Source organism: Bacillota bacterium, from assembly GCA_013177945.1.
Taxonomy (GTDB): domain Bacteria; phylum Bacillota; class DSM-12270; order Thermacetogeniales; family Thermacetogeniaceae; genus Ch130.
This window is the reverse complement of record JABLXW010000014.1, coordinates 19,021-40,843: the sequence shown is the minus strand read 5'-3', so window position 1 is coordinate 40,843 and position 21,823 is coordinate 19,021. Positions and strand designations below refer to the sequence as shown.

Genomic DNA, 21,823 nt, shown 5'->3' with positions numbered 1-21,823 from the left:
CCGGGCGTCCGCAGGGCTGCGGAACCGGCAAGGCAGCGAGGCCCCTGTTTTGGGAACGAGGCAGTTCCCGAAGGCAGGGGCCTTTTGCGTTTCTGGCCTGTTTGGGAGAAGGGGGTGGTGAATTACGGCTTGCCTCAATAATTCTGCCTCAATATTAATTGCAGGGTTGCTGAAAATACTTGAGGGGGTTGTTTTTATGCTCAGACGGTTGATTCAGGCTGGATTTTTCTTGCTTCTCTTTTGGCTAGGGGCCTCCGGTTTAGCCTGGGCTAACGGATCCCCTGTAGATACAGGTGATACTACTTTTGTGCTGCTCTCTGCTGCCCTGGTGATGTTGATGACACCGGGCCTGGCGCTCTTTTACGGCGGGATGGTGCGGCGTAAGAATGTTTTGAGCACCATCATGCAGAGCTTCATTATCATCTGTCTGGTTTCCGTCCAGTGGGTGCTTTTTGGCTACAGCCTGGCTTTCGGCCCCGATAAAATGCACTTGCTGGGACAACTTTCCTGGCTGGGCTTGAAGGGGGTAGGCCTGGATCCTAATCCTGACTATGCCGCGACGATCCCCCACCTGGCCTTTATGGCTTTTCAGCTGATGTTTGCCGTTATTACTGCAGCTTTAATCACGGGATCTTTTGCAGAAAGGATGCGTTTTCCAGCCTTTCTCGTCTTCACTCTGCTGTGGACCACCTTTATCTACGACCCGCTGGCGCACTGGGTGTGGGGAGTCGGCGGCTGGCTTCGCAATCTAGGAGCCCTTGATTTTGCCGGGGGCACTGTTGTTCATATCAGCTCTGGAGTTTCGGGTTTGATCACGGCCCTTGTTTTAGGCAGACGCTTGGGCTACAGGAGTGAACCGATGGTTCCCCACGACCTTCCTATGACGGTGCTGGGGGCAGCCCTTCTCTGGTTCGGCTGGTTCGGCTTCAATGCCGGAAGCGCCCTTTCGGCAAACGGGCTGGCCGCCAGTGCCTTTGTGGTAACCAATACCTCGGCCGCCGCTGCGGCCCTGGCCTGGGTATTTACGGAGTGGATTCATCACGGGAAGCCCACCGTACTGGGGGCTGCCAGCGGGTGTGTGGCCGGCCTTGTGGCCATTACTCCGGCCTCGGGTTACGTAGGCGTAGTACCGGCAGTGGTGATCGGTCTTGTGGCCGGTGTGGTTTGCTACCTTGCGGTGAGTGTTTTGAAGGTCAGACTTGGTTACGATGATTCTTTGGATGTCTTTGGTGTACACGGAATTGGCGGCACCTGGGGCGCCCTTGCCACCGGGTTGTTTGCTTCCAGGGCCATCAACCCGGCTGGCGCCAACGGCCTCTTCTTTGGGAACCCGGGCCAGCTCTGGGTGCAGTTCGTCGGTGTGATGGCGAGTTGGTTGTTTGCTGCGGTCGCCACTTTCGTGCTCCTGAAAGTGGTGGGTGCCGTCGTAAAACTCCGGGCAACCGCCGAGGAGGAGATTAGAGGACTCGATCTCCCCATGCACGGAGAACGTGCCTACGACCACATTTTCTAAGGCAAAGGAGGGTAAGAAAAAGTGACCAAGCTGGAGTGCATCATCAGGCCCGACAGACTGGACAAGGTCAAGGAGACCCTCGACAGGTTTGGCCACCACGGTATGACTGTTTCCCAGGTAATGGGGTGTGGCTCCCAGCGGGGCTGGACAGAGGTGTACCGGGGCGTGGAAACCCCCATTAATCTGCTGCCGAAGGTGAAAGTTGAAGTTGTTTTAAAAGATGAAGAGGTAGAGCAGGTTGTTCAACTGATCTGTGAGGCAGCCCAAACAGGCGAGATTGGCGATGGTAAAATCTTTATCTACCCCGTCGCGAACGCAGTCCGGATTCGAACCAGAGAAGCCGGGGAATCTGCCCTTTAGTTCCAGGGAAATTTCTAGGCTTATCCTCCCCTGCCCGCCTGCCGGGTTTTCCCTGCTGGACCCGGCAGGCTTTCTTTTGAGCCCCTGCCTTGTTGGAATTTGTTTCTGCTCCTTGACCCTGGTCTGCCCTTTCTGGCAGGTTGCAGAGCAGAACAACCTTTGGCCCGGTTGCCTGTGCGGGTATTGTGCTGTATATTATACATGGATAACATTAATGTATAGCAGAATTAATAATATATACAGCAGAGGTGGATAACTATGAATATTCGCACCCAGATTTATCTGCCGGAGGAATTGCACCGGCGCCTCCGAGACAGGGCGGTAGAGAGTGGTAAATCAATGGCCGAACAGATCCGGGAAGCCCTTCAGCGTTACCTCGATGAAACAGAGGCCGCGATTCCCAAGCCTGACGACCCGGTTTGGGGCCTGGCCGGCCGGGTTGAAGGGAGGGACCGGGATCTTTCAACCGGGCATGATTCTTACCTTTACGGAAAGGTGGGCCGCAAGAGTTGAAGCCCCTGTTTGTCGACACATCGGGGTGGTGCGCCATCTACCACCGCGGGGATGTCAACCACATCCCTGCACGGGCATGCTGGGAAGAAATAAGCCGGAAAGTTGGGCTGATTTATACCACCGATTACGTTTTGGATGAAACCCTCACCCTTCTCCGGGTGCGGGTCGGGCATAAGCCTGCGGTGGAATTCGGCCAGGTCATTCTCGCCAGCAAGGTGGTCAAGACGGTATCCATCACCCGGGAGCTATGGCAGAAGGCGTGGGAAATGTTTAAAAGGTGCGATGATAAGGAGTTCTCCTTTTACAGACTGTACCAGCTTTGTTGTGATGAGGGAAATGCAGCTCACGACGGCCCTGGCTTTCGATCACCACTTTGTTCAGATGGGTTTCGTTACCCTGCCGGGAACCGAATAACTGCTCACTCCCCTGATTGTCCTGGCGGCCTGGTTCGCAGCCAAAGGTCATATACATCATGCAGTAGACGTGGGAGTCAAACTTTATTTGGCGACGGCACGTTCTCCCATACGCGCTTTGTTTTTCAAAGCCCTCAACAGTGTCTCGTAGATCCACCGCGAATTTTTGGCCAGCCCCGGGCTGAGCAGGGCAAGAATCAATATGTAGAGAGCGGCAAACGGCTGCAGAATCCAGGATACACCGCTGTCCGCTGCGATCTTTGAAACGAGGACGGCAAACTCGCCGCGAGCGATAATGGTGCAGGCGACGGTTGCTGCCGCCTGCCCGCGGTACCCGCACACCCGGGCGCTTGCCCAGCCGGCCGCAAGGTTGCCTGCCACCGTGGCCAGAACGGCTATCAGGGCGAGCCAGAAGGCTGGCGCTAAGGTCCGGTAGTCGATGCTCATGCCAAAGGTGAAGAAGAAAACGGAGCCAAAGAGATCGCGCATGGGTATCACCATTTGAATGAGGCGTTTTGCGTGGGAGGTTTCGGCCAGGACGAGGCCCATAAGCAAAGCGCCCACGGCTTCAGCCACGTGTATCTTTTCCGCTAAGTAGGACATAACCAGGAGCAGCGTGAAGGTTACCACAATGAAAGGCTCGCCGCTCCGGATATTTAACCAGCGGTCCAGGTGCGGACCCATACGTCGGCCCAGAAAAAGCAGCCCCAAAATAAAGGCCACCGTAATCAGGCTGCCGGAAAGCCCGATCAGCAGCGAAGTTTGCGTTGCCAGAAGATATCCCGAAAGCAGGGAAAGGTAAACCGCGATGAATGCGTCCTCGAATACCAGGATGCCGAGAATCAGCTCCGTTTCGGGGTTGGCGGTGCGTTTCAGATCTACCAGCAGTTTGGTAACGATGGCGCTGCTGGAGATGGTTGTAATGCCGGCCACGACAAGTGTTTCCGGCCAGGAGTAAAAAAACAGCCACCCGAGCGCAATGCCCCGCAAAAAGTTCAGGGAGACGTAGATGCTGCCTCCCTTGGCAAGGGTAATGCCCCCCCGGATGACCCGGCTTGCCGAGAATTCCAATCCGAGATAAAAGAGGAGCAGAAGAACGCCCAACCGGCTCAGTAAAGCCATGGATTCGGTAGGTTTGACCAGGCGCAGGTCGAACCAGGAGCCGTGGGGCGCGTGGGGGCCGCACAGAATGCCAAGGAGGATGAGCAGGGGCAAGGCGGAAAAGCGGAACTTGCGCGCCAGCAGGACAGCTGCGCTGATGATAACAAATGATGCGGTAAGATTGGCAATGCTATCCGCCATGTCCTACCCTCCTTCGCCCGTCACCATCCTTTCGAACTGAGCAACGGCGTCTCCCCGGCCGGCGACGACGACGACCTGTCCGGGAGCGAAGGTAAAAGCAGGCCCGGGATTAATGGTTGCGCATTTCCTTTTTTTTCTGTCTGCCTCTTCAATGACGGCGATCACTGTTACCCCGAGGTTCTTGCGCAGGCCGAGTTCCCCGATGGTTTTGCCCACAACCGACGCCTGGGGTGCTACCTTAAGCCACTCGATGTGCAAATCGGCAATTGCTGTTTCGAGCTTTTCAAGCAGTTTGGGCTGGTAGAATGCTCCGCTGATAATCGAACCAACCTGCCGTGCCTCCTGGTCGGTGAGAGCCACGGAACACGCAGGCTCTCCTTCTTCTGGCGCGAAGTAGAACAGCTCCCGGTTTCCTTCGTCGTAGATAACGATACCGAGCCGTTCGCCGCTTTCCAATTCGACCATGTACTTTTTTCCCAGCCCCGGTAGTTCCGCTTCTTTAATCTGGGCCACATCCATACCTCCTGTTAACAAGCGCGTTGTTACAGACTATTATAACATCCGGAATGGTTAAAAAACTACTTTAATTGCCCCGCCGTAAACGTTTGTTCCTGTCTTGGTCCTATGCTATCATGGGGGTGTAGAAAATCTGGAAAAGTTGATTGGGAGAAGGCATGGGGGTTTTTCCTTGCAGAAAATTAACAAGAAAATTTAAATAAGGGGTGGGTGAATGTGAGGAAAAAAGATTTATTGATCGCACGCAAGATCAAGGAGAAGCTCATGGAAAAGATTCCTGTTTTCGAAGTACGGGTATTTGGATCGCGTGCACGTGGTAATGCCACGAAGGAATCTGACCTGGATATTTACATCGAAACCGATTTCTTAACTTCCGAACAGCGCCGTTTTATCAGCGAAGTGCTCTGGGAAGTCGGTTTTGAAAATGATATTGTAATCGCGCCGATCCTTTTTTCCCATTATGCCGTAAAAAAAGGCCCCCTTTCAGCCTCCCCACTTTACAAAACCATCCAGAAAGAGGGTGTTCCGGTATGAGCGATCATAAGGAAGCCGAGAAGAAAATCGCACTTATTGCTTACCGGCTTCGACAGGCCCAGGAAGCACTTGATGATGCGCGGAAACTTGCTGAACATGCCGGAAGCCTGCGCAGCATTATTAACCGGGCCTATTATTCGATGTTCTATGCCGTTCTTGCGCTTCTTCTCACAATTGATGCCGGAGCTTCGAAGCACAGCGGTGCGATTGCCCTTTTTGACCGCCACTTTGTAAAAACAGGACTGTTTCCCAAGGAACTTAGTAAAATATTGCATCGGGGTTTTGAACATAGGCAACGGGGAGATTATGAGGAATTGGCTGAGGTGGAAGAAGCTGACGCTCAGGAAATGCTGCAGGATGCGGGCAGTTTCCTTACGGCGGTGCGCACATATCTAAAAACTTATGGCATAAATGATTAAGGGGAGCTTTTAGCCTGTTGGGGGTTTAAAGTTCGAGCTCCCGGTAACGTTTGTCTGCCAGGAACAGCAGCCCGCGGTAGAGGCCTGCCGCGGCCGCGCCGAGCAGCGCCAGCAGGATGAGGGAGCCCGGCCACCACGGGACTCTGAAGGCAAGGTCTGCACTTAATGCTGCCAGAACGCCCAGAAACAAAATGGTGGTTAGCATTGCGAAAAGGACGTTCAGGTTGCTCTTGACGGCCCGCTGGGGATTGTCCCAGTCGAAATAGGGGTGCAGGAGGTCGATCAGGATTCCCAGGGATGTCACGGCTGCAGTTGCCGCCAGAGCAAGAGTTCCCAGTAGCAGGGTGTCGAGCAGCTGCAAACGGGTGACAATCACAGCTAGAATGAAAAAAGGAAGGGAGCAAAGGAAATTAACCCCGAGAATGTACCAGAACTTGGCCCTTACCTGGTCTTTCGGGCTGACCGGGATCAACTGCGAAAGGTAGAAAAGGCGCCCCTCGCGGGAAAGAGCAGAGGCGGCCAGAGGGAGCGTCCCGGCGATAAAGGTGGTGATTGCCGAAATTACCAGCTTGACATAGGGGTGTTCCGCCAGGAAAAGGGCAATTCTTGCTACCGGTATTGTTTCTTTCTGGGTAAACAGAGGGATGAATGTGATCACAGGCACGATCACCGCAACCGGCAGGACGTTCATCAAATAGACAGGTGTGCGGAGGAAAAGCCGGTGCTCGCGGAGCGCAAGGGCCTTCATAGGAGACGCCGCCTTCCACAGGGCGTGGAAGCTCTGTTTAACACGGTGCCTGCGGGTGATCTCCTCGCCTTCAAGCAAACCCCGGTAGAAAAACCGTTCTCCCAGGAGCAGCATCACAGCCAGCAGAGCGGCTGTCAACGCAAGGAAAAACCCCAGGCTCAGGAACCCTTCGCCGGTGCCGGGGGCGGCGAGAGCTTTGGTTGCCCACACGGCCGGGGGGAAGCTCCGCCCCACCATTTTCAGGAGCGCTCCTTGTGTCCTCAAGAGTTCCTGGAGGGAAGCCATTTCCCGCCCCTTGGGAAGGGACTGCATAAAGAACTGCAGGCCGATTCCGAAGGTGATTAAAAAGAGGTAGGTGAGTATCGTAAAGAGGTCCTTCAGGTGTTTGCTGGCGGCGCGGCTCATGAGGGCGACGGCCAGGGCCGCCGCAGGAGCCAGGGGGATTGCCGGAAAGAAGAGAAAGACAAGCACCGCCACAATCACATAAAGCAAACTCAGTCCCTCCCCTTTGCCGAAAATGACGAGAGGAGGGGCTAAAAGGAAGGCGAGCACCAGGTACTGGTTGGTCATGACGAGCGCGAACTTCGCGGCCAAAACCTGAAAGGGCTTAAGCGGCAGGGAAACCAGCAGAGGAGCGTCGTCGCTGAAATAAAGGGTGGCGATGACGGAACTGATGCCGAAGAAGAAGATGAGAAAACCGCTGGCGAGAAGAGCGAGTTCCAGGCCCAGCGCCGGTTCTCCCAGCATTTTGCCTCCAATGTAAAGCCCCCGGGAGACTAAAAAGTACAGAGAGAGGAGGACGTAACCGCCGAACCCCAGGCCGAGCACCGCCAGGATCGGCTGCCATAACTCCCGCTTCTCTTTCAGGTACTTTTGCTTCATTGCAGAGATGCCGTAGTAGCTGCGAAAGCTAATATTCAAGAGGGACAGAAAAGGCCTCATCGCTCCGTCAGCTCCAGGAAGATGTTTTCCAGTGTCTCTTTCTCACGGTGCTCTTTAATTTCCTCAAGGGTGCCGCAGGCGATGATCCGCCCTTTGTTGATGATGGCAATCCGGTCGCAGAGCCGTTCCGCCACTTCCAGGATGTGGGTGGAAAAGAAGACCGTGTGCCCCTGGCGGCAGTGGTCTGCCATCAGGTCTTTGAGCATAAAGGCGGAGCGGGGATCGAGCCCGACCATCGGCTCGTCCATGAGCCAGACCGGCGGGTTGTGGAGGAGCGCCCCGGTGAGGACGAGTTTCTGCTTCATCCCGTGGGAATAGCCCTGGATTAAATCTCCGATTGCCTCTTCAAGCTCAAAAATCTTGAGATAATAAGCAAGGCGTTCCCGCCGGATTTCCGCCGGCACCCGGTAGACATCGCCGAGGAAATTTAAAAATTCGATCCCCGTCAGCCTTTCGTAAACCCGGGGCTGATCCGGAACATAACCGATTTGCTGTTTGGCTGCAAGGGGATCCTCTGAGATGTCAATCCCGGCTACTTTTATTTTTCCTGCATCGGGGCGCAGCAGGCCTGCGATCATCTTGATGGTTGTGGTCTTTCCTGCCCCGTTTGGCCCCAGGAAGCCAAAGATTTCTCCCGGCTTCACGGTCATGCTGACGTTGTCTACAGCTTTGACCTGTCCCCTGGCGTAGGTCTTGGAAACCTGTGTAAGCTCAATCATCCGGCTGTCTTATCCTTTCGCCGCTTTTTTGCCACCCGTTGTGAACAGGTATATTATACCCTGACCGCGACACGGGAGCAATACAGTTATTCCTGGTGAGGGGTGCGGTCCCGGGCCGGCAGGGAAAAAGGCTCCCCGCGCCGAATATTTCTTTGTTGGCCTTTATCCGGAAAGTGCGGAGTGTTAAGGTTGAAAAGAACTTTCTTTTTTGCTGCCTTGCTCGCGCTTTTTTTAAGCGTTTTCGCCGGGCCGGACGCGGCCGGGGGAGTCCCCCCCCGGCAGGTAATCATCGTGCTTGTAAACCGGGTAAGTTATCAGGATTTTCAGGATTTAGACCTTCCCCACATCGAGCAATTGATGAGGCGCGGAGGCACCGGTTTGATGATTGTGAAAACGGCGGGGTTGCTCAAAGAACCCGATGCTTATTTAACTCTGGGTGCGGGAACACCGGCCGCCGCCCCCCAAACCGCCGGGGAAAATTTCAATACCTCGGAGGAACCCGAGCCCGGCGTGAAGGCGGGGGATGTTTATTTCCGGAACACCGGTTTCCGGGCGCCGCCGGGCGCTGTTGTTCACCTTGCGCCGGGCGCCCTGCTTGAGAGCAATAACAGCCTGGACCACTCTGTTTGCCCGGGGGCGCTCGGAGAATCCCTCCACCGGGCGAAGAAGAAAACCGCTGTAATTGGAACATCGGACAACAAAACGGAGCGGGCGGAGCGCTGGGCGGCTCTCCTCGCAATGGACGCGCGGGGACTTGTGGATGCCGGGGATGTCAGCAACGATTTGCTTATATTCGATCCCCTGGCGCCTTTTGGCTGGCGGACGGATTACTCCAGGCTGCTGCAAAAACTCAAGGCTCTCCGGGAAATGGCCGACTTCATCGTGGTGGAAACCGGGGATCTGGTTCGACTTTCCCAGTATGAAAATAAGATGCTCCCGGAGCAGGCCGCGGCCGCCCGTCGGCAGGCGTTGAAGAGGGTTGATGCCTTTATTGAAAAGCTCCTTCCTTATCTGGATAAAAACACCCTGGTCATGCTTGTCGCTCCCTTACCCCCTGCCGAAGCGGTGGCAAATGGCGAAAAAATAGCTCCGCTGGTTATTGCAGGGGGGGCAATCCCCCCGGGCAGCACCCTCACCTCCCCCACTACCCGGACGCCCGGGCTGGTTGCCAACTACGACCTTGCCGCGACCGTTTTGTCCCATTTAAATGTGGTAGACGCAACCGGAACGGTGATCGGCACTCCTATCTCCGGCGCACCGGGGCCGCGCCCGGATTTGGGCCGGCTCTTTCTAGCTCTTGCCGGGAGTTCGGCGACGCGTCCCCCCTTGCTCTCTATTTATTTGCGGTATACCCAGGTTGTTTTGCTTGCTTTTGTATCCTTCTGCCTCTGGGTGTTTTGGAAACGAAGCTGTCCGGCTGCAAATGGGCAGCCCCCGGAAGAAAGGGTTGCCTGGGGGGCGCCCCTGCTGATTGCTCTTTTAATCTTCCCTTTCATTTTTCTCCTGCTTCCCCTTTGCGGCCCCCTTTCACCGGCACCGGCGCTTGTTTTATGCTTGAGTTTAATTTTTCTGGTCACCCTTGCCGTTTCCCGGCTCAAAAACCAGGCGCATCTGTTTCTGGTTTTAGGGCTGGTCAATTCGCTGCCGGTCATCCTTGATGTTGCCCGGGGGTCTCAGCTTATGAGATTTGCCGTTTTAGGTTTTGACCCCCTGGCGGGAGGGCGCTTCTACGGAATTGGGAACGAGTACATGGGAGTGCTGATCGGGTCCGCCCTTCTCCTGGGGACGGTATTTCTGGACCGGTGGGGGGGTGGCAAAAGGGGCCGGCTCTTCCTTTACCTGGCGGGGTTATTTTATGCCGGACTTGTCTATTTTTTTGCGGCCCCCGACCTGGGCGCCAACGCGGGAGGCACTCTTGCCGCGCTGGTGGCTTTTGGCTCCGCCTTTTTGAGCGCGCGCTTCGGGGAGAAAAAGGCGGGCCTGAAAACATTGCTTCTTTTTTTAGGAGTTTTTTCTCTGCTCGGGGTCGGGATTTTAATCTCCTTGAACATTTATTTTCCTTTTCAGGCGAAATCCCATGTCGCGAAGGCCGCGGAATTTTTAGTTTCGGGTGATTTTACTTTAATCGGGCAGATCCTCCTCCGGAAAGCTGCCGCAAACTGGCATTTGATCTCCCGTTCACCCTGGGGGACCACCCTGATTCTGCAGATCCTTTCCCTTGGTGTGGTGCTGGTTCTTTTCAGGAAAGAGGCGCGGGCGCTCGGGCAGGAAAGGCCTTGCCTCAAGAGCGGTTTTTCCGGCCTGGGGATGGGAGCGCTGGCGGCCCTCTTGTTCAACGATTCCGGGGTTACAGCGGCCTGCAATATTTTAGTCTTTTTGCTGGTTCCTTTGTTTTTTCTCCTCCTCGCGCCCGAAAAACAAAGGCAGGTGGGAGAGCCGCCGGTTAGAGAAACAGGAAGAACGGGAGGAAAGGGAAGGGTGAAGGATGGTGTCTGGCTTTAAAAAGAATTCCCAGGCCGGGGAGAGGGTTTTGCTTTTCCTGATCTTTGCACTTGCTCTCTTCTTACGCCTTCACTTTTTAATTGTTTCCGGGCCCCGCACGCTTACGCATGACGAAATCGGCTACCATGTCACAACGGTGCAGCTGCTTGAAAAGGGAGTGTTGGGCTATAACTATGAGCACCCGGCGGCCTTTACCAACGAACCGAACGCCTTCGTCACACCGGGTTACCCCTTATTTCTGGCGCTGGTTTACCTGGTTACTGGCCTTGTGTCTCCTGGTGCCAGTCCCTTGCCTGTTGTCCGGGTCGTCCAGGCGCTTTTGAGCCTGGGTGTTGTCTGGTTTGTGTTTCGCCTGGGGCATCGGGTGGGAGGCCGGGCCGGGGGGCTCTTCGCGGCCGGCTGCGCCGCCGTCTACCCGCCGTTTATCTGGGCGAATCGCAGGATCTTGACCGAGCCTCTTTTTACCTTATTTCTTACCGGTTATGTTTATCTGGTTCAGCTTATTTTGGAGCAGGCTCCGGAACGAAGCTCCTGGCGCTGGCACGGAGCGGCAGGGCTGGTGTTGGGGTTGACGGTTCTGATTCGCCCCGCGGTGGCCCCTCTCCTCGTTATGCCCTATCTTATTTATTTTTTAAATTCCCGGAGGTTTCCTGCCAGGTTTTTCCTTGCCGCCCTGTGCGGCTTCATCCTCGTCATGCTCCCCTGGGGAATTCGTAATTATGTAAATTTCCATGCATTCATTCCCTTCGCCACCCAAACCGGGAATCCCTTTTTGCGTGGAACAGATCCTTACGATCCCTACGACCACCACGGCCCCTCGATCATTGAAAACGTTCCACCCGAAAAGCAGTTTCAGGTGGGCCTGCAGCGCATCTTGCACGGCCTGAAGACGGAGCCCCGCCTCTGGATCGCCTGGTTTACGGTTGGGAAACTGTCCTGGCTGTGGCTGAGGCCCTGGGGAGGGTTGCCGTATCTTGGGGGGCTTGCAAACGTCCTGCACAGGCTTTTGTTGTTTGGGGGGCTCTCCGGGATCATTGCCGCATGGTTTTGCCCCCGCCTGCGGTGGCCGGCTGCGGTTGTTGTTGTGATGACCGTTTTGCAGCTTGCTTTTATTCCTCTGAACCGCTATATGTTTCCTTTCACCCCCCTGCTGATCGTCCTGGCGGCCTGGTTCGCAGCCAGAATCGTGGCATGGGTGGCTGCCCGCCGCCCCTTGAACTCCTTTTGGTCCTAAAAAAGACCTCGGGTGAGGTCGTGAAAGAAGGGTGCAGGACCTGTTTTAACGGACCTTGCGAATCCCGAGGGCTTTTTCCAGGTTAATGATGTGCTCTTGCTCTACCAGAGCTATTTGCCTGATCATCAGGGCCACGTCGTATAAATGCATTGCCTCAAGCTGTTCGATGCGCTGTCTGTATCTGGTGAGGGCATCTATCTCCGCCTGCAGGTCCTGTCTGAGCATTTCTGCGTTGTCCAGGGATGTTTTGATTTCCGCAACCGAAACCGTGGGCACTCCACCCAGGTACTGGATCTTGGTGGCGAGCATCACGGCATGTTCGTGCTCTGCCTGGGCGTGCTGGAGCTCTTCCTGGATGATCGCGGTGTATTCGGGCCCCGTCAACATGCTGGCGTGCTGGATGTACTGGATCATGGCGGCATACTCCCAGGAGAGATCCAAGTTCAAGAGCCTGATGATTTGGTCGAGCGTCGTCACCGGCCATCCCCCTCCACTTGAAGTCTTTTATTAACAAAAATGTTTTCTTACAGTGTAATATATTCCAGGATCTCGGGGGGTGTGCGGAGTTGCCTCCCGGCTTTCAGAAATTTGAGGTATTTTTTTCTTCCGCTGGTCGCTGCCGCGGGCGGCCGGGAGGCCGAAGGGTGCCCGCGCTCATGCTGGGCCTGGCGCTCCGGGAAAGCTCCCGGCCGGCCGAGGCGAAGGCTGTGTGAATGCCTCCCTGTTGATGATGATTAAGCGGAATTCAGGATTTAAACCTGGAATTCGCGGAAGCAGGCCACCCGGTGGACCGAGCAGGCTTTTATCTCCGGTTTTTCCCGGTAACACCTGGGCAAGGGATGAGGACAGCGCTGGACAAAAGGGCAGGACTGCCTGCTGGCGGCTTTAGAGTTGCCCTTAACGAAGATACCAGTCGAGCTTCGGTGCGGAGGACTCAGAACTCCACCTGAGGATAACCGGGCAACTCCTTCACGGATTTCTACCCCTCGGGTGGCTCTCAGCGGTTCAGAAACTTCTCTTGAAAGCGCGGGTGCCGCTTCCACCAGGCACTTGGTGTAAGGATGGAGAGGGTTGGCGACGACTTCGCTGGTCGGACCCTCTTCCATGATCGAGCCCAGGAGCATTACTGCCATGCGGTCACTGACCTTCCTGGCAAGAGCAAGGTCATGGGTGATCAAAAGCAGAGCCAGCCCCCTCTTCTCCTGGAGGTCGAGGAGGAGTCTCAATATTTTCGCCTGGACACTGGCATCAAGCGCAGACGTCGGTTCATCAGCAATAATCAGTTTCGGGTCCAGCACCAGGGCACGGGCAATAGCCACTCTCTGGGCTTCTCCACCGCTCAAGTGATGGGGGTACTTCTTCAGAAACTCGTCATCTGCAGGTAATTCCACCTCATCTAAAACTTTTCGCACTTTTTCCAGCTTTTCCGATTCACTGCCCCAACCGTGGATATCAAGCGGCTCCTTGACAGCTTGGTGAACGTTCATCCGGTGGCTGATTGACTCCCCAGGGTTCTGGAAAACCATCTGGACGCGCTCGTAAAATCTCTTTTTTCTCTGGAGCACCTTTTCACCTTCGAGAAAGACTTCTCCCTGCTCAGCCTTGAACAAGCCCATGATCGTCTTCGCCAGGGTGGTCTTTCCGGAGCCGCTCTCCCCGACGAGGGCGAGAGTCTCCCCCTCGTAAAGGGTGAGGTCGACATCGTGCAGCACCTCAACCTTGCCGAAACTCTTGCTGAGGTTCCTCACCTCCAGCAGGGGGGTGATCCCGCCGCGGTGACAGGCAAGGAACCTGCTGTTCTTCTTTTGGAGTTCCGGAACCTGCTGCTGGCAGACAGCTATCCTTTGGGTGCACCTGGGGTGGAAAGGACAGCCATCAACCCTGTGGGACATCCTTCCAGGTATCCCCTGGAGGTCCTTGGTTGTCGTCATATTGGGATAAGAGCGCAAAAGCCCTCTGGTGTAGGGGTGCATGGGAAACTCCAGCAGTTCAGCAGTAGGACCCATCTCGAGGATCCTGCCCCCATACAAAACAGCGATCCTCTCCGCCAGTTTGGCGGCAGCAGCGATGTCGTGAGTGATCACCAGGGTGGCCTTGTCCCTCGTTACTTCTCTAAGCAGAGCGATGATCTCGGCCTTGGTGAGGGCATCAAGGGCGGCGGTCGGTTCATCGAGAATCAGGACCTCAGGGTTATTGGCCAGAGCGATGCAAAGGAGGGCTCTTTGCTTTTCTCCCCCACTCAGTTGGTGAGGGTAGGCCTCAGCCCGCCTTTCATCGAGGCCAACTTGGGCGAGCAGCTGCCGGGCACGTTCCCTGGCAAAATCCTTGTCTTTTTCCCCGTGCACCAGGATCGCTTCCACTACCTGCTGGGTGATGGTGTAAAGGGGGTGCAAGGCATCCTCGATGTTCTGGAAGACCATGGCGATCTGCCTGCCGCGCAGGCTCCGCAGTTCTTCCTCAGGTAAGGCGAGAAGGTTTTTCCCATGGAAAAGGATCTCTCCGGTGCAGCGACCCTCGACGAGGCCAAGAATGCTCAGGGCAAGGGTGGTCTTGCCGGCACCTGTCTCCCCGATAATGGCAAGAGACTCACCCTTGTTCAAGGTCAGGTCGATCCCTTTAAGCACAGTCAGCCCATCGTAGGACACTTTTAGATTTTTAATCTCCAGCATGGCTAACTCCTTCGCGCAAGCGTGGATTTAAGGCCTTCTCAAGTGCATAACCGAGAAAAGTCAAGGCACTGATCGTCAAGGAAAGGGCAAAACCTGGGGGCAAGAGCCACCACTTCCAGACATCAAGGTAAGAAAACCTCAAAGCATGCTGCATCATTTTTCCCCAACTGACGACAGTGGGGTCAGAGATGCCCAGGAAGGAAAGTCCCGCCTCCATGAAAACTGCCCTCCGGGCATCATGGATCATCGTGGCCAAAATTACAGGACCCAGATCAGGGATAATGTGGTGGGAGAGGAGATGAACCCAGCCAGCCCCAAAAGTGCGGGCTGCGGCCACATGCATCCTTTCTTTCAAAGACAGGGTCTGGGCCCTGACGACCCGGGCACCCCCGGGCCAGAGGAAGGAAGAGAGCAACACGACCATCAGCAAGATGTTGGGGCGCAGGTAAGCTGCCACCAGGATGACTACGATCACCGGAGGAACGACAATCATGGCGTCCACCAGCCGCATCACCAGGCGGTCGTAAACTCCTCCGAAAAGCGCCGCGGTGCATCCAACCAGGACGCTGATCAGTGCAGAAAACAGGGCAACTCCACAGCCGACCGTTAGTGAGGTGCGTGCCCCGTAGAGAAGCCTTGCCCAGATGTCCTGTCCGACATCATTGGTCCCCAGCGGATGCTGCCAGGACGGGGGCGCGAAAACAGAACCAGTATAAGTGTGAGGCTGGTATCTGGTAAGCAGTGGAGCCAGAAGGGCAAGAACCACCATCAGGGTGAGCAGCACCAGCCCCAATTTTCCAAAGTTGTCCTTTTTGATCTCCTGCCAGTAGTTGATATGCACAGCAACCCCTGCCCCCTAGCGAGCATAGGCAACCCGAGGGTCGAGTTTAGTGTACAGCAGATCCACCAGATAATTTGTGGCCAGGATCACCACCGTCGTCACCAGGAGGATCCCCTGCATCAGGGGATAATCACGGGTCAGCAGAGAATTGTAAAGCAGCGAACCCACCCCAGGATAAGAAAAAATGATCTCGATAAACAAGGCCCCGGTAACCGAATGGGCGAGCTGAAGGCCCGTGGCCGTGACCACTGGCAATAGCGAGTTCTTCCCGGCGTGCCTGTACCTGATCACCCTTTCCTGGCAACCCTTCGCCTTCGCAGTGAGGATAAAGGCTTCCCCGAGGGTGGTAATCATCGTATTCCTGGTCAACAGGTAGGTTCCTGTAAGGCGCACGAGAACAAGGGCAAACAAAGGAAGCACCAAGTGGTGGAGGACGTCAAGAATGAGGCTGACCCCGGTTTTTCCGGCATAAGGAGTGACAGCACCTGCTAGAGGCACCACTCCTAAGGCCACCCCGAAGAGCAGAAGCAGCAAGATGCCCACAAAAAAGTCGGGGAACCCGCTCAAAAACATCAAACCAGCCAGTAAAGCCTTGTCCACAGTGCGGCCGCGGCGGTAGCCGGCCTCGATCCCCAAAACAATGCCGAGAGCACTGGAAATCAGCACTGCAAGCCCCACCAGAAGAAGTGTCCAGGGAAGAGAGCCAATGATCACCTTAAACACCGGGGCATTGTAGTAATAAGAATAACCCAGATCTCCGCGCAGAAGCGCCAGAAGGTAAGAGATGAACTGCTCATCCAGCGGCTTGTTGAGAGAAAACCGCTGGATGAGCTCTGCCTTCAGCTCCGGGGTCATGGCAATCAAAGCCTCTTCCCCATAAATCGCCATCAGGGGGTCCCCAGGCATCAACCGCGGTAGCAAAAAGTTGAGCACGATGATCAGGAAAAAGGCGATCAAGTAGCTTGCCGCAGTCCTCGCTCTTTTCACACTCAGATCCCCTACTTAACAAAAGCCAGCTTGTTCAAGGGAATAGGAACTCCAACGGCGATCCCCTGCCAGGTGTAGAAAAGCTCTACTTTGCCGTCATGGGCCCAATACCAGGTCGGATAGTAGACCGTCAGCGCAGGAACCTCCTCGGCGTATACTTTCTGGATTTCTGCAATGAGTTTCTTGCGCTCCTCTTTGTTCATTTCCTGCTGCTGCTTCTTGAGCAGGCTCACCAGAGTCTCGTTGCTGGTGTATCTGGCACTGTTGAAGCCCTGACCGATAATCGACCTGCTCAAGGTGTCCGGATCTCCTCCAAGCCCACCGTGGCCGCTCAAGGCGAGGTCGAACTTCCACTCATTAACCAGACTGTCCAGGGTCTTCGAATCCAGGCTCCGCAAATTGACTTTGATCCCCACCTTCTCCAGCTGCTGCTTGATCATCTCTCCTTCCCGTTCTCCAGGAGAACCGGCCCCGCCGGCAACAAGGAGCTCAAGTTCGAGCACTTTTCCATCTTTCTGATAGTAGCTGCCCTTCTTCACATAGCCCAGACTCTCCAAGAGCTCTTGCGCTTTTGCAGGATTGTAGGGGTATTGCTCTGTCTCTGGACTAAACCAGGGGTTGTCTGGAGGAAGAAGCCCTGGGCTCCCTGCCAGGCCGTGCCCCCGGAGGCAAGTAGAAACGATCTGCTCTCTGTCGATGGCGTAAGCAAGGGCCTGCCTGAACCGTTTGTCATTGAGCGGCGGCTTCTTGTGGTTGATCATCAGCTTAGCGTTCCAGTCGTGGGCGCCCTCCAAAATTGTGAACCCCTCTTTTTTCATCTCATCCACAAGCTCAGGGGGGATGCTCGCAGCATTGACCTGCTTCTGCTTCAAGGCACTGGCAGCCATTTCCTCACTTACTTTAACGAACTTCAGCTGCTTGACCTTTGGTTTGCCCAGGTAGTAGTCATCGTAGGCCTCGTAAAGATAAGTGCCCTGGGCTTTATTGTAGTCAACGAGCTTAAAAGGCCCGGTCCCAATCAGTGCTTTCTCTTCCTGGAACTGCTCCGGATTTTGGACATCTTTCCAGACATGCTCAGGAAGAATGGGCAGGGTGCAGGCTACATTATCCACAAACGGAGCATAAGGTTTGCTCAAGTAAACCTTCACAGTGTAATCATCCACAGCCTCGGCCTTTTCGACAACACTGGAATCAACCCATTGATAAGGGTGCTCCTTGATGTAGTTGAAGGTAAACACCACATCTCTGGCGGTGAACTTTTCTCCATCATGCCAGGTCACATCTTTCCTCAGTTTAAAGATGTAAGCGTTTTCATCCTTGAGGTACTCCCAGCTCTCGGCGAGAGCAGAAACATAACCCTTGTCATCCTTCCAAACGAGGGTATCGAAAATAAAGCTCATCCGCACATAACCCGGCCCCCGTGAATAGTGGGCATAAGGTGAAGGGAAACCCCAGTCTCCTGTGGAATCAGCAACTGTGTAAACGGCAATTCTTTCACTACTGGGAGCCGCTTCCTGGGACGCCTTCTCGGCACCACAGCCTGCAACAGCAAAAACGAGCAGGCTCAAGACAGTTCCCAGTGCCAAGAGCCGTCCAAAGCCCTTCCATCTAGATCTGCAAAAGCCCCAATACATAAACTCTCCCTCCTCAAAAATATCCTGAAGAGTTACCTTGCTAAAACACCGCGCTTGAACCAGCCGATGCGGGCGTTTTCGATGCTGTCAAGGTCAGAAGAGTAAGGTTTGAGGTCCAGTAAAGGGCTGCCATCAATAGCGTCTACGCCCCGCACCAGCAACCTGTTTCCCTTAACTTCCAGTAGTTTGGCAACACAAAAGGCGATTGGATTGGGGCGAGCTGGTGAGCGGCAGGCAAAAACACCCCGCAGTTCTGGACCAAAAGGTGTCCGCGTCTGGAGAACATCCCGCCGCGCCTGGTGGCACCAGTAAAGAACAATCAGGTACTCAGCCTTGTCTATGTCCTTGAGAGCATCGGCAAACTGGGGGTAGATTTCCAGTTCTACGGTTTCCTCGGAAAAACGCCCCTGGTTAGGTGCTTCCGACTTCTCCCGATAAGGGCTGTGAATCACCCCAACAGGCACCAGTTCCAAAAAATCACCTCCTCAAAACGCGCATAAACGCCCTCTAAAAAGCAAAAAACCACCAAGGCTCTTCCTTCTGGAAGAATGCGACACCTTCGTGGCGCCAGTACACTTCAAGTTTCACGCTCTATTTTCAATCACCAAGCAACCTTTTTCTTCTTAATTCTCCAAATCCTCAAAAATTCCTTCTCCTTGGTCTTACACCTCGAAAAAGCCAACCTCAGCAGGGCTTGCAGGCTGTAACCAGGTACCTTTCAGGTGAATTAGTGATGCTTATCTGCACAAATCCGTTTTCTTCAAGCAGCTTCCGCATCTCCCCATCCTCAGGAAGGAGATCATTGGCAACAACCCCACCAATGGACCTGTGCAACTCGTTCACTGCCTCACGGCTCTTTGGATGGCAGATAACCACCCTGCCACCTGGTCTTAAAATCCGAGCCATTTCCCTGAGAGCGGCAGACTTGTCGCGCAGATGAGGGAAGGTGTTGTTACAGATGATCTCATCAAAGGTCCCTTCCTGAAAAGGTGTGGAGGTTATGTCTCCCAAAACATACTCAATGTTTCTGTCCCCATTTTTAGCCCGCGCCCGGGCAAGCATCTCTTCAGCAATATCGAGGGCGACAATACTTCCCGTGGGCCCCACTGCCTCTACCAAAAATGGAAGGAGAACCCCTGTGCCTGTTCCTACATCAAGAACTCTGCTACCCGGTTTGATCGCCAATTCCTTGATGATTTCAGCTAAGCGCTCACGCGTTTCCGGTTCCATAAGCTGATCCCAAATACGGGCTTTTTCATTAAAAAATTGCCTGAGTTCCTCGGTCAACCGGCTCACCTCCCCACTGTTTTACTTTCCGTTTCGGAGAAAAGATGCTGCACAACACAAAAATTCCTGCTGCAACCATTACAATTGTGGCACCACTTGGGAGATCAAAGAGATGTGATAGCAGCAACCCCAGCCAACAGGAAGCAACCCCAAAGATGCCAGAGAGAACAAACATCTTTTTAAGGTCATACGTGAGCTGGTAAGCTGCGGCAGCAGGATTAAGAATTAAGTTGAAAATGAGCAATCCGCCAATGCTGCGTAAAGAAGCAGTAATAGCTGAACCTGTCAAAAAAAGCAGGGCGTAAAAAATTAGGTTAGCAGGAATACCAACAGCTAAAGCGACCTCCCGATGAAATATCACAGCCTGGATTTCTTTATAAAAGAGCACCACCAGAGCCAAAACAACAAAGGCAACGACAACCAGCAAAACCAGGTCAAGGTCACTCACCGTAAGAATGCTCCCCCAAAGGAGTTCGAGGGCCTGAGTCTTCGGTCCAGGAAGCAAACCCATAAACATGAAAGCAAGTCCCATCGTAATTGAAAAAACAATTCCGATAGGTGTGTCAGGATTAAATTCCCCCCGATCGGCAAGGGGTCCGATAATCGCAGCACCCACCAAACTAAAGACAAACGACCCAAGCTGGGGACTGAAACCCAGCCACGCCCCGCAAAGAGCACCAGCAAAGGCGGCATGGGCAATGGCAACTCCGATAAAGGAAAGATTCATAGTCACCACAAAGACGCCAAGGAGAGAACAGGCTATTCCACCCAGTAAACCGGCCAGGATTGCATTTTGCATGAACTGGTAACCCAAGATAGAGAGATCCAGACTGATTACACCCTATCCCCTTTCTTCACGCCGGTGAAAGCGGTCAGATTCCACTCCAGATCCAGGAAAATATCTTTTGTTTCAATATAATGGCTGAACATCGATAAATGGCTCTTGGCCAAACACATCCTTTATGGTGGAGAGTTTTCCGGCCATCATCGCTTTCCTTCCCCTTCCCAACCGTGTTTTTCATGATGTTTTAACCACCGTAGAGGAGGTCTAACAACTCTTCCTGCAGGACTTCTGATGGCTTACCTTGAGCCCAAATACGCCCTTCTTTCATTAAAACGAGCCTATCGCAAACCGCTGCTGCCGTTTTCAGCTCATGGGTCACCATCAGGGTGGTCAGGCAGCGCGAGCGGTGAATTTCTTCGACCAACGACATTATGCTGATTCGTGCCCTGCGGTCAAGGGAAGCTGTAGGTTCATCGAGCAAAAGTATTTCCGGCTCCTGGGCAAGGGCACGAGCAATGGCTACGCGCTGCTGCTCACCCCCCGAGAGGTGGCCGATAGGGCGTAAGGCCAGGTGGCTCATCCCTACCAATTCCAGCATTTTGTCGACGATCTCCCAGTCATGCGAGGTTGGACGGCGCAGCAACCCCAAACGCCCGTAGCGGCCTATCATTACTACCTCCCTGGCGTTGATCGGCATCCGGGGATCAATGTTTGGCAACTGGGGCACATAGCCAACAAGTTTGCGGAGAGAAGCTGAACAGCCGCTATTCAGCGAGTACCCGAGAACTTCTACCTCACCCCGGAGCAGTTTGGCAAGACCGTTGATCAGAGTAAGCAGAGTGGTCTTCCCCGCTCCGTTGGGACCAATAATTCCTACCAGCTCACCCCTTTTTACTGATAGGGAAACACCCTTTAGGGCAACATCCTCTCGATAAGAAACAACAGCATCTTTTATTCTGATAACCACATTATTTTGTGATGCTTGTGCCATACCTGACACCTTCATCCAGTGAGGAAAGGAACCCACTTACCCTATATTAGATTTTGATTTGCCTGACCGCATCCAACAGCAGCTCCACATTTTTCTCGACTGCAGCAGCCCAGGTGTCTGTTTGCGGCAAAGCTCCTGGGAAATTAGAAATCGTAACCTGGACAGCCCCCAGTTCTTTGGCGATCCCTTTACCAGCGTCTGGGCCGCTCTGCAGGTTGTCAACCACGAGTTTGACACCCTCCTGCTTTCCTTTGTTAATCAACTCCTGGATCGTTTGCGGGGTGAACTCCTCAGGGCGCCCATAGGTGGCAACCACATTAAAGCCAGCCCACTTGAGAAAGCCCTCCTGCATACTAGAGCACATAACTTTAATGTTACTGACATTGGCAGCCTGGAGCTTGGCGCGAATTTCTCTTTCCTTCGCTTCTATAGAAGAAATCAGTCTCTTTTTGTTTTCTTCGTAGTAAGACCTGTTGGCCGGATCGTTTTCGATCAAGATTTCGGCAATTTTTTCAACCGCCTCTTTCTGCACTGGAGGTGCCATCCAGTTGCCTTCTACTGCCACCGGAACCACAACCAGATCCTCGTTGTGGACGGAATTAATCAAATCCTGGGTGAACATGCTGCCCTGCCACTCGTGGCGCAGAAACAGCTTGGCGGTGGCCAGTTTCTGAACATCACTTGGCTTGAGATCAAAATGACCAGGGCAAGCACCAGGAGGAACGATGTTGGTGACTTCAACCCGATCCCCTCCGACCTCCTCGACAATTGCTGCAATTAGAGAGGTCCCTGTGGCAACACTCAGCTTCTCCTGCTCTTTTGGGGTACACCCACCTGCTAACCAAAGCAAGCAACCGAGGACGAGGAAAACAACTAGAAAATGAAACTTTCTAATTTTCACCGTTTTTACCCCCT

21 protein-coding genes are annotated in these 21,823 nt (G+C 54.2%); 7 read left to right on the top strand and 14 right to left on the bottom strand.

Annotated elements, in window-relative coordinates:
* Nucleotides 1-196 precede the first annotated feature (196 nt).
* The 3 genes from HPY58_09400 to HPY58_09390 all read left to right on the top strand — a co-directional run bounded on the left by HPY58_09400 (nucleotide 197) and on the right by HPY58_09390 (nucleotide 2,386).
* A complete protein-coding gene (locus HPY58_09400; GenBank protein NPV29848.1) occupies nucleotides 197-1,513 on the top strand; it encodes an ammonium transporter in 1,317 nt (438 codons plus the stop codon).
* Between the two features lie 21 nt (nucleotides 1,514-1,534).
* A complete protein-coding gene (locus HPY58_09395; GenBank protein ID NPV29847.1) occupies nucleotides 1,535-1,873 on the top strand; it encodes a P-II family nitrogen regulator in 339 nt (112 codons plus the stop codon).
* 258 nt (nucleotides 1,874-2,131) lie between these two features.
* Complete coding sequence (locus HPY58_09390; protein ID NPV29846.1) at nucleotides 2,132-2,386, top strand: ribbon-helix-helix protein, CopG family; 255 nt, start codon at nucleotides 2,132-2,134, stop codon at nucleotides 2,384-2,386.
* Nucleotides 2,387-2,883: 497 nt separating this feature from the next.
* Here the strand turns inward: HPY58_09390 and HPY58_09385 are convergent, their stop codons facing one another.
* The gene (locus HPY58_09385; protein NPV29845.1) at nucleotides 2,884-4,101 is read right to left on the bottom strand and encodes a cation:proton antiporter; all 1,218 of its coding nucleotides are present in this window, start codon (nucleotides 4,099-4,101) and stop codon (nucleotides 2,884-2,886) included.
* 3 nt (nucleotides 4,102-4,104) lie between these two features.
* Nucleotides 4,105-4,614 carry a cation:proton antiporter regulatory subunit gene (locus HPY58_09380; GenBank protein ID NPV29844.1) on the bottom strand — a complete coding sequence of 170 codons (510 nt, stop codon included), beginning with the start codon at nucleotides 4,612-4,614 and terminating at the stop codon, nucleotides 4,105-4,107.
* Between the two features lie 219 nt (nucleotides 4,615-4,833).
* Between HPY58_09380 and HPY58_09375 the strand changes: the two genes are divergently transcribed.
* Nucleotides 4,834-5,151 (top strand): nucleotidyltransferase domain-containing protein, encoded by a 318-nt coding sequence (locus HPY58_09375; protein NPV29843.1) that lies wholly within the window; start codon nucleotides 4,834-4,836, stop codon nucleotides 5,149-5,151.
* Complete coding sequence (locus HPY58_09370) at nucleotides 5,148-5,570, top strand: HEPN domain-containing protein (GenBank protein NPV29842.1); 423 nt, start codon at nucleotides 5,148-5,150, stop codon at nucleotides 5,568-5,570. The genes HPY58_09375 and HPY58_09370 overlap by 4 nt, the downstream gene beginning before the upstream one ends.
* A gap of 25 nt (nucleotides 5,571-5,595) precedes the next feature.
* On the opposite strand, the gene HPY58_09365 is transcribed toward HPY58_09370, so the two are convergent.
* Together HPY58_09365 and HPY58_09360 are read right to left on the bottom strand one after the other, a co-directional pair.
* On the bottom strand, nucleotides 5,596-7,260 hold the full coding sequence (locus HPY58_09365) for a hypothetical protein (GenBank protein NPV29841.1): 1,665 nt from the start codon (nucleotides 7,258-7,260) through the stop codon (nucleotides 5,596-5,598).
* On the bottom strand, nucleotides 7,257-7,979 hold the full coding sequence (locus tag HPY58_09360; GenBank protein ID NPV29840.1) for an ABC transporter ATP-binding protein: 723 nt from the start codon (nucleotides 7,977-7,979) through the stop codon (nucleotides 7,257-7,259). The genes HPY58_09365 and HPY58_09360 overlap by 4 nt, the downstream gene beginning before the upstream one ends.
* Before the next feature lie 189 nt (nucleotides 7,980-8,168).
* Between HPY58_09360 and HPY58_09355 the strand changes: the two genes are divergently transcribed.
* The gene (locus HPY58_09355) at nucleotides 8,169-10,481 is read left to right on the top strand and encodes a hypothetical protein (GenBank protein ID NPV29839.1); all 2,313 of its coding nucleotides are present in this window, start codon (nucleotides 8,169-8,171) and stop codon (nucleotides 10,479-10,481) included.
* Complete coding sequence (locus HPY58_09350; GenBank protein ID NPV29838.1) at nucleotides 10,468-11,715, top strand: hypothetical protein; 1,248 nt, start codon at nucleotides 10,468-10,470, stop codon at nucleotides 11,713-11,715. Before HPY58_09355 ends, HPY58_09350 begins: the two co-directional genes overlap by 14 nt.
* A gap of 45 nt (nucleotides 11,716-11,760) precedes the next feature.
* On the opposite strand, the gene HPY58_09345 is transcribed toward HPY58_09350, so the two are convergent.
* The 10 genes from HPY58_09345 to HPY58_09300 all read right to left on the bottom strand — a co-directional run bounded on the left by HPY58_09345 (nucleotide 11,761) and on the right by HPY58_09300 (nucleotide 21,803).
* Complete coding sequence (locus HPY58_09345; GenBank protein ID NPV29837.1) at nucleotides 11,761-12,192, bottom strand: ferritin-like domain-containing protein; 432 nt, start codon at nucleotides 12,190-12,192, stop codon at nucleotides 11,761-11,763.
* A 275-nt stretch (nucleotides 12,193-12,467) separates the two neighbouring features.
* On the bottom strand, nucleotides 12,468-14,384 hold the full coding sequence (locus HPY58_09340; protein ID NPV29836.1) for an ABC transporter ATP-binding protein: 1,917 nt from the start codon (nucleotides 14,382-14,384) through the stop codon (nucleotides 12,468-12,470).
* The gene (locus HPY58_09335) at nucleotides 14,371-15,225 is read right to left on the bottom strand and encodes an ABC transporter permease (GenBank protein NPV29835.1); all 855 of its coding nucleotides are present in this window, start codon (nucleotides 15,223-15,225) and stop codon (nucleotides 14,371-14,373) included. Before HPY58_09335 ends, HPY58_09340 begins: the two co-directional genes overlap by 14 nt.
* Nucleotides 15,226-15,240: 15 nt before the next feature.
* Nucleotides 15,241-16,212: an ABC transporter permease gene (locus tag HPY58_09330; protein ID NPV29834.1), complete on the bottom strand. Its 972-nt coding sequence runs from the start codon at nucleotides 16,210-16,212 to the stop codon at nucleotides 15,241-15,243.
* An 11-nt stretch (nucleotides 16,213-16,223) separates the two neighbouring features.
* A complete protein-coding gene (locus HPY58_09325) occupies nucleotides 16,224-17,846 on the bottom strand; it encodes an ABC transporter substrate-binding protein (protein NPV29833.1) in 1,623 nt (540 codons plus the stop codon).
* 32 nt (nucleotides 17,847-17,878) lie between these two features.
* Nucleotides 17,879-18,319, bottom strand: coding sequence for a tRNA (N6-threonylcarbamoyladenosine(37)-N6)-methyltransferase TrmO (gene tsaA, locus HPY58_09320; GenBank protein ID NPV29832.1), 441 nt, complete (start codon nucleotides 18,317-18,319; stop codon nucleotides 17,879-17,881).
* A 211-nt stretch (nucleotides 18,320-18,530) separates the two neighbouring features.
* Nucleotides 18,531-19,133, bottom strand: a complete 603-nt coding sequence (locus HPY58_09315; GenBank protein NPV29831.1) for a methyltransferase domain-containing protein — start codon at nucleotides 19,131-19,133, stop codon at nucleotides 18,531-18,533.
* Entirely contained in the window at nucleotides 19,105-19,932 is an 828-nt protein-coding gene (locus tag HPY58_09310; GenBank protein NPV29830.1) for a metal ABC transporter permease, read from the bottom strand. Before HPY58_09310 ends, HPY58_09315 begins: the two co-directional genes overlap by 29 nt.
* A 229-nt stretch (nucleotides 19,933-20,161) precedes the next feature.
* The gene (locus HPY58_09305; GenBank protein NPV29829.1) at nucleotides 20,162-20,923 is read right to left on the bottom strand and encodes an ABC transporter ATP-binding protein; all 762 of its coding nucleotides are present in this window, start codon (nucleotides 20,921-20,923) and stop codon (nucleotides 20,162-20,164) included.
* Between the two features lie 31 nt (nucleotides 20,924-20,954).
* Complete coding sequence (locus tag HPY58_09300) at nucleotides 20,955-21,803, bottom strand: zinc ABC transporter substrate-binding protein (GenBank protein ID NPV29828.1); 849 nt, start codon at nucleotides 21,801-21,803, stop codon at nucleotides 20,955-20,957.
* Nucleotides 21,804-21,823: the final 20 nt, after the last annotated feature.

Bases quoted from the DNA above. Each gene is read 5' to 3' on its own strand.
- HPY58_09400 (NPV29848.1), top strand. From the start codon at position 197: ATGCTCAGACGGTTGATTCAGGCTGGATTTTTCTTGCTTCTCTTTTGG.
- HPY58_09390 (NPV29846.1), top strand. From the start codon at position 2,132: ATGAATATTCGCACCCAGATTTATCTGCCGGAGGAATTGCACCGGCGC.
- HPY58_09385 (NPV29845.1), bottom strand. From the start codon at position 4,101: ATGGCGGATAGCATTGCCAATCTTACCGCATCATTTGTTATCATCAGC.
- HPY58_09370 (NPV29842.1), top strand. From the start codon at position 5,148: ATGAGCGATCATAAGGAAGCCGAGAAGAAAATCGCACTTATTGCTTAC.
- HPY58_09365 (NPV29841.1), bottom strand. From the start codon at position 7,260: ATGAGGCCTTTTCTGTCCCTCTTGAATATTAGCTTTCGCAGCTACTAC.
- HPY58_09360 (NPV29840.1), bottom strand. From the start codon at position 7,979: ATGATTGAGCTTACACAGGTTTCCAAGACCTACGCCAGGGGACAGGTC.
- HPY58_09340 (NPV29836.1), bottom strand. From the start codon at position 14,384: ATGCTGGAGATTAAAAATCTAAAAGTGTCCTACGATGGGCTGACTGTG.
- HPY58_09325 (NPV29833.1), bottom strand. From the start codon at position 17,846: ATGTATTGGGGCTTTTGCAGATCTAGATGGAAGGGCTTTGGACGGCTC.
- HPY58_09310 (NPV29830.1), bottom strand. From the start codon at position 19,932: ATGCAAAATGCAATCCTGGCCGGTTTACTGGGTGGAATAGCCTGTTCT.
- HPY58_09305 (NPV29829.1), bottom strand. From the start codon at position 20,923: ATGAAGGTGTCAGGTATGGCACAAGCATCACAAAATAATGTGGTTATC.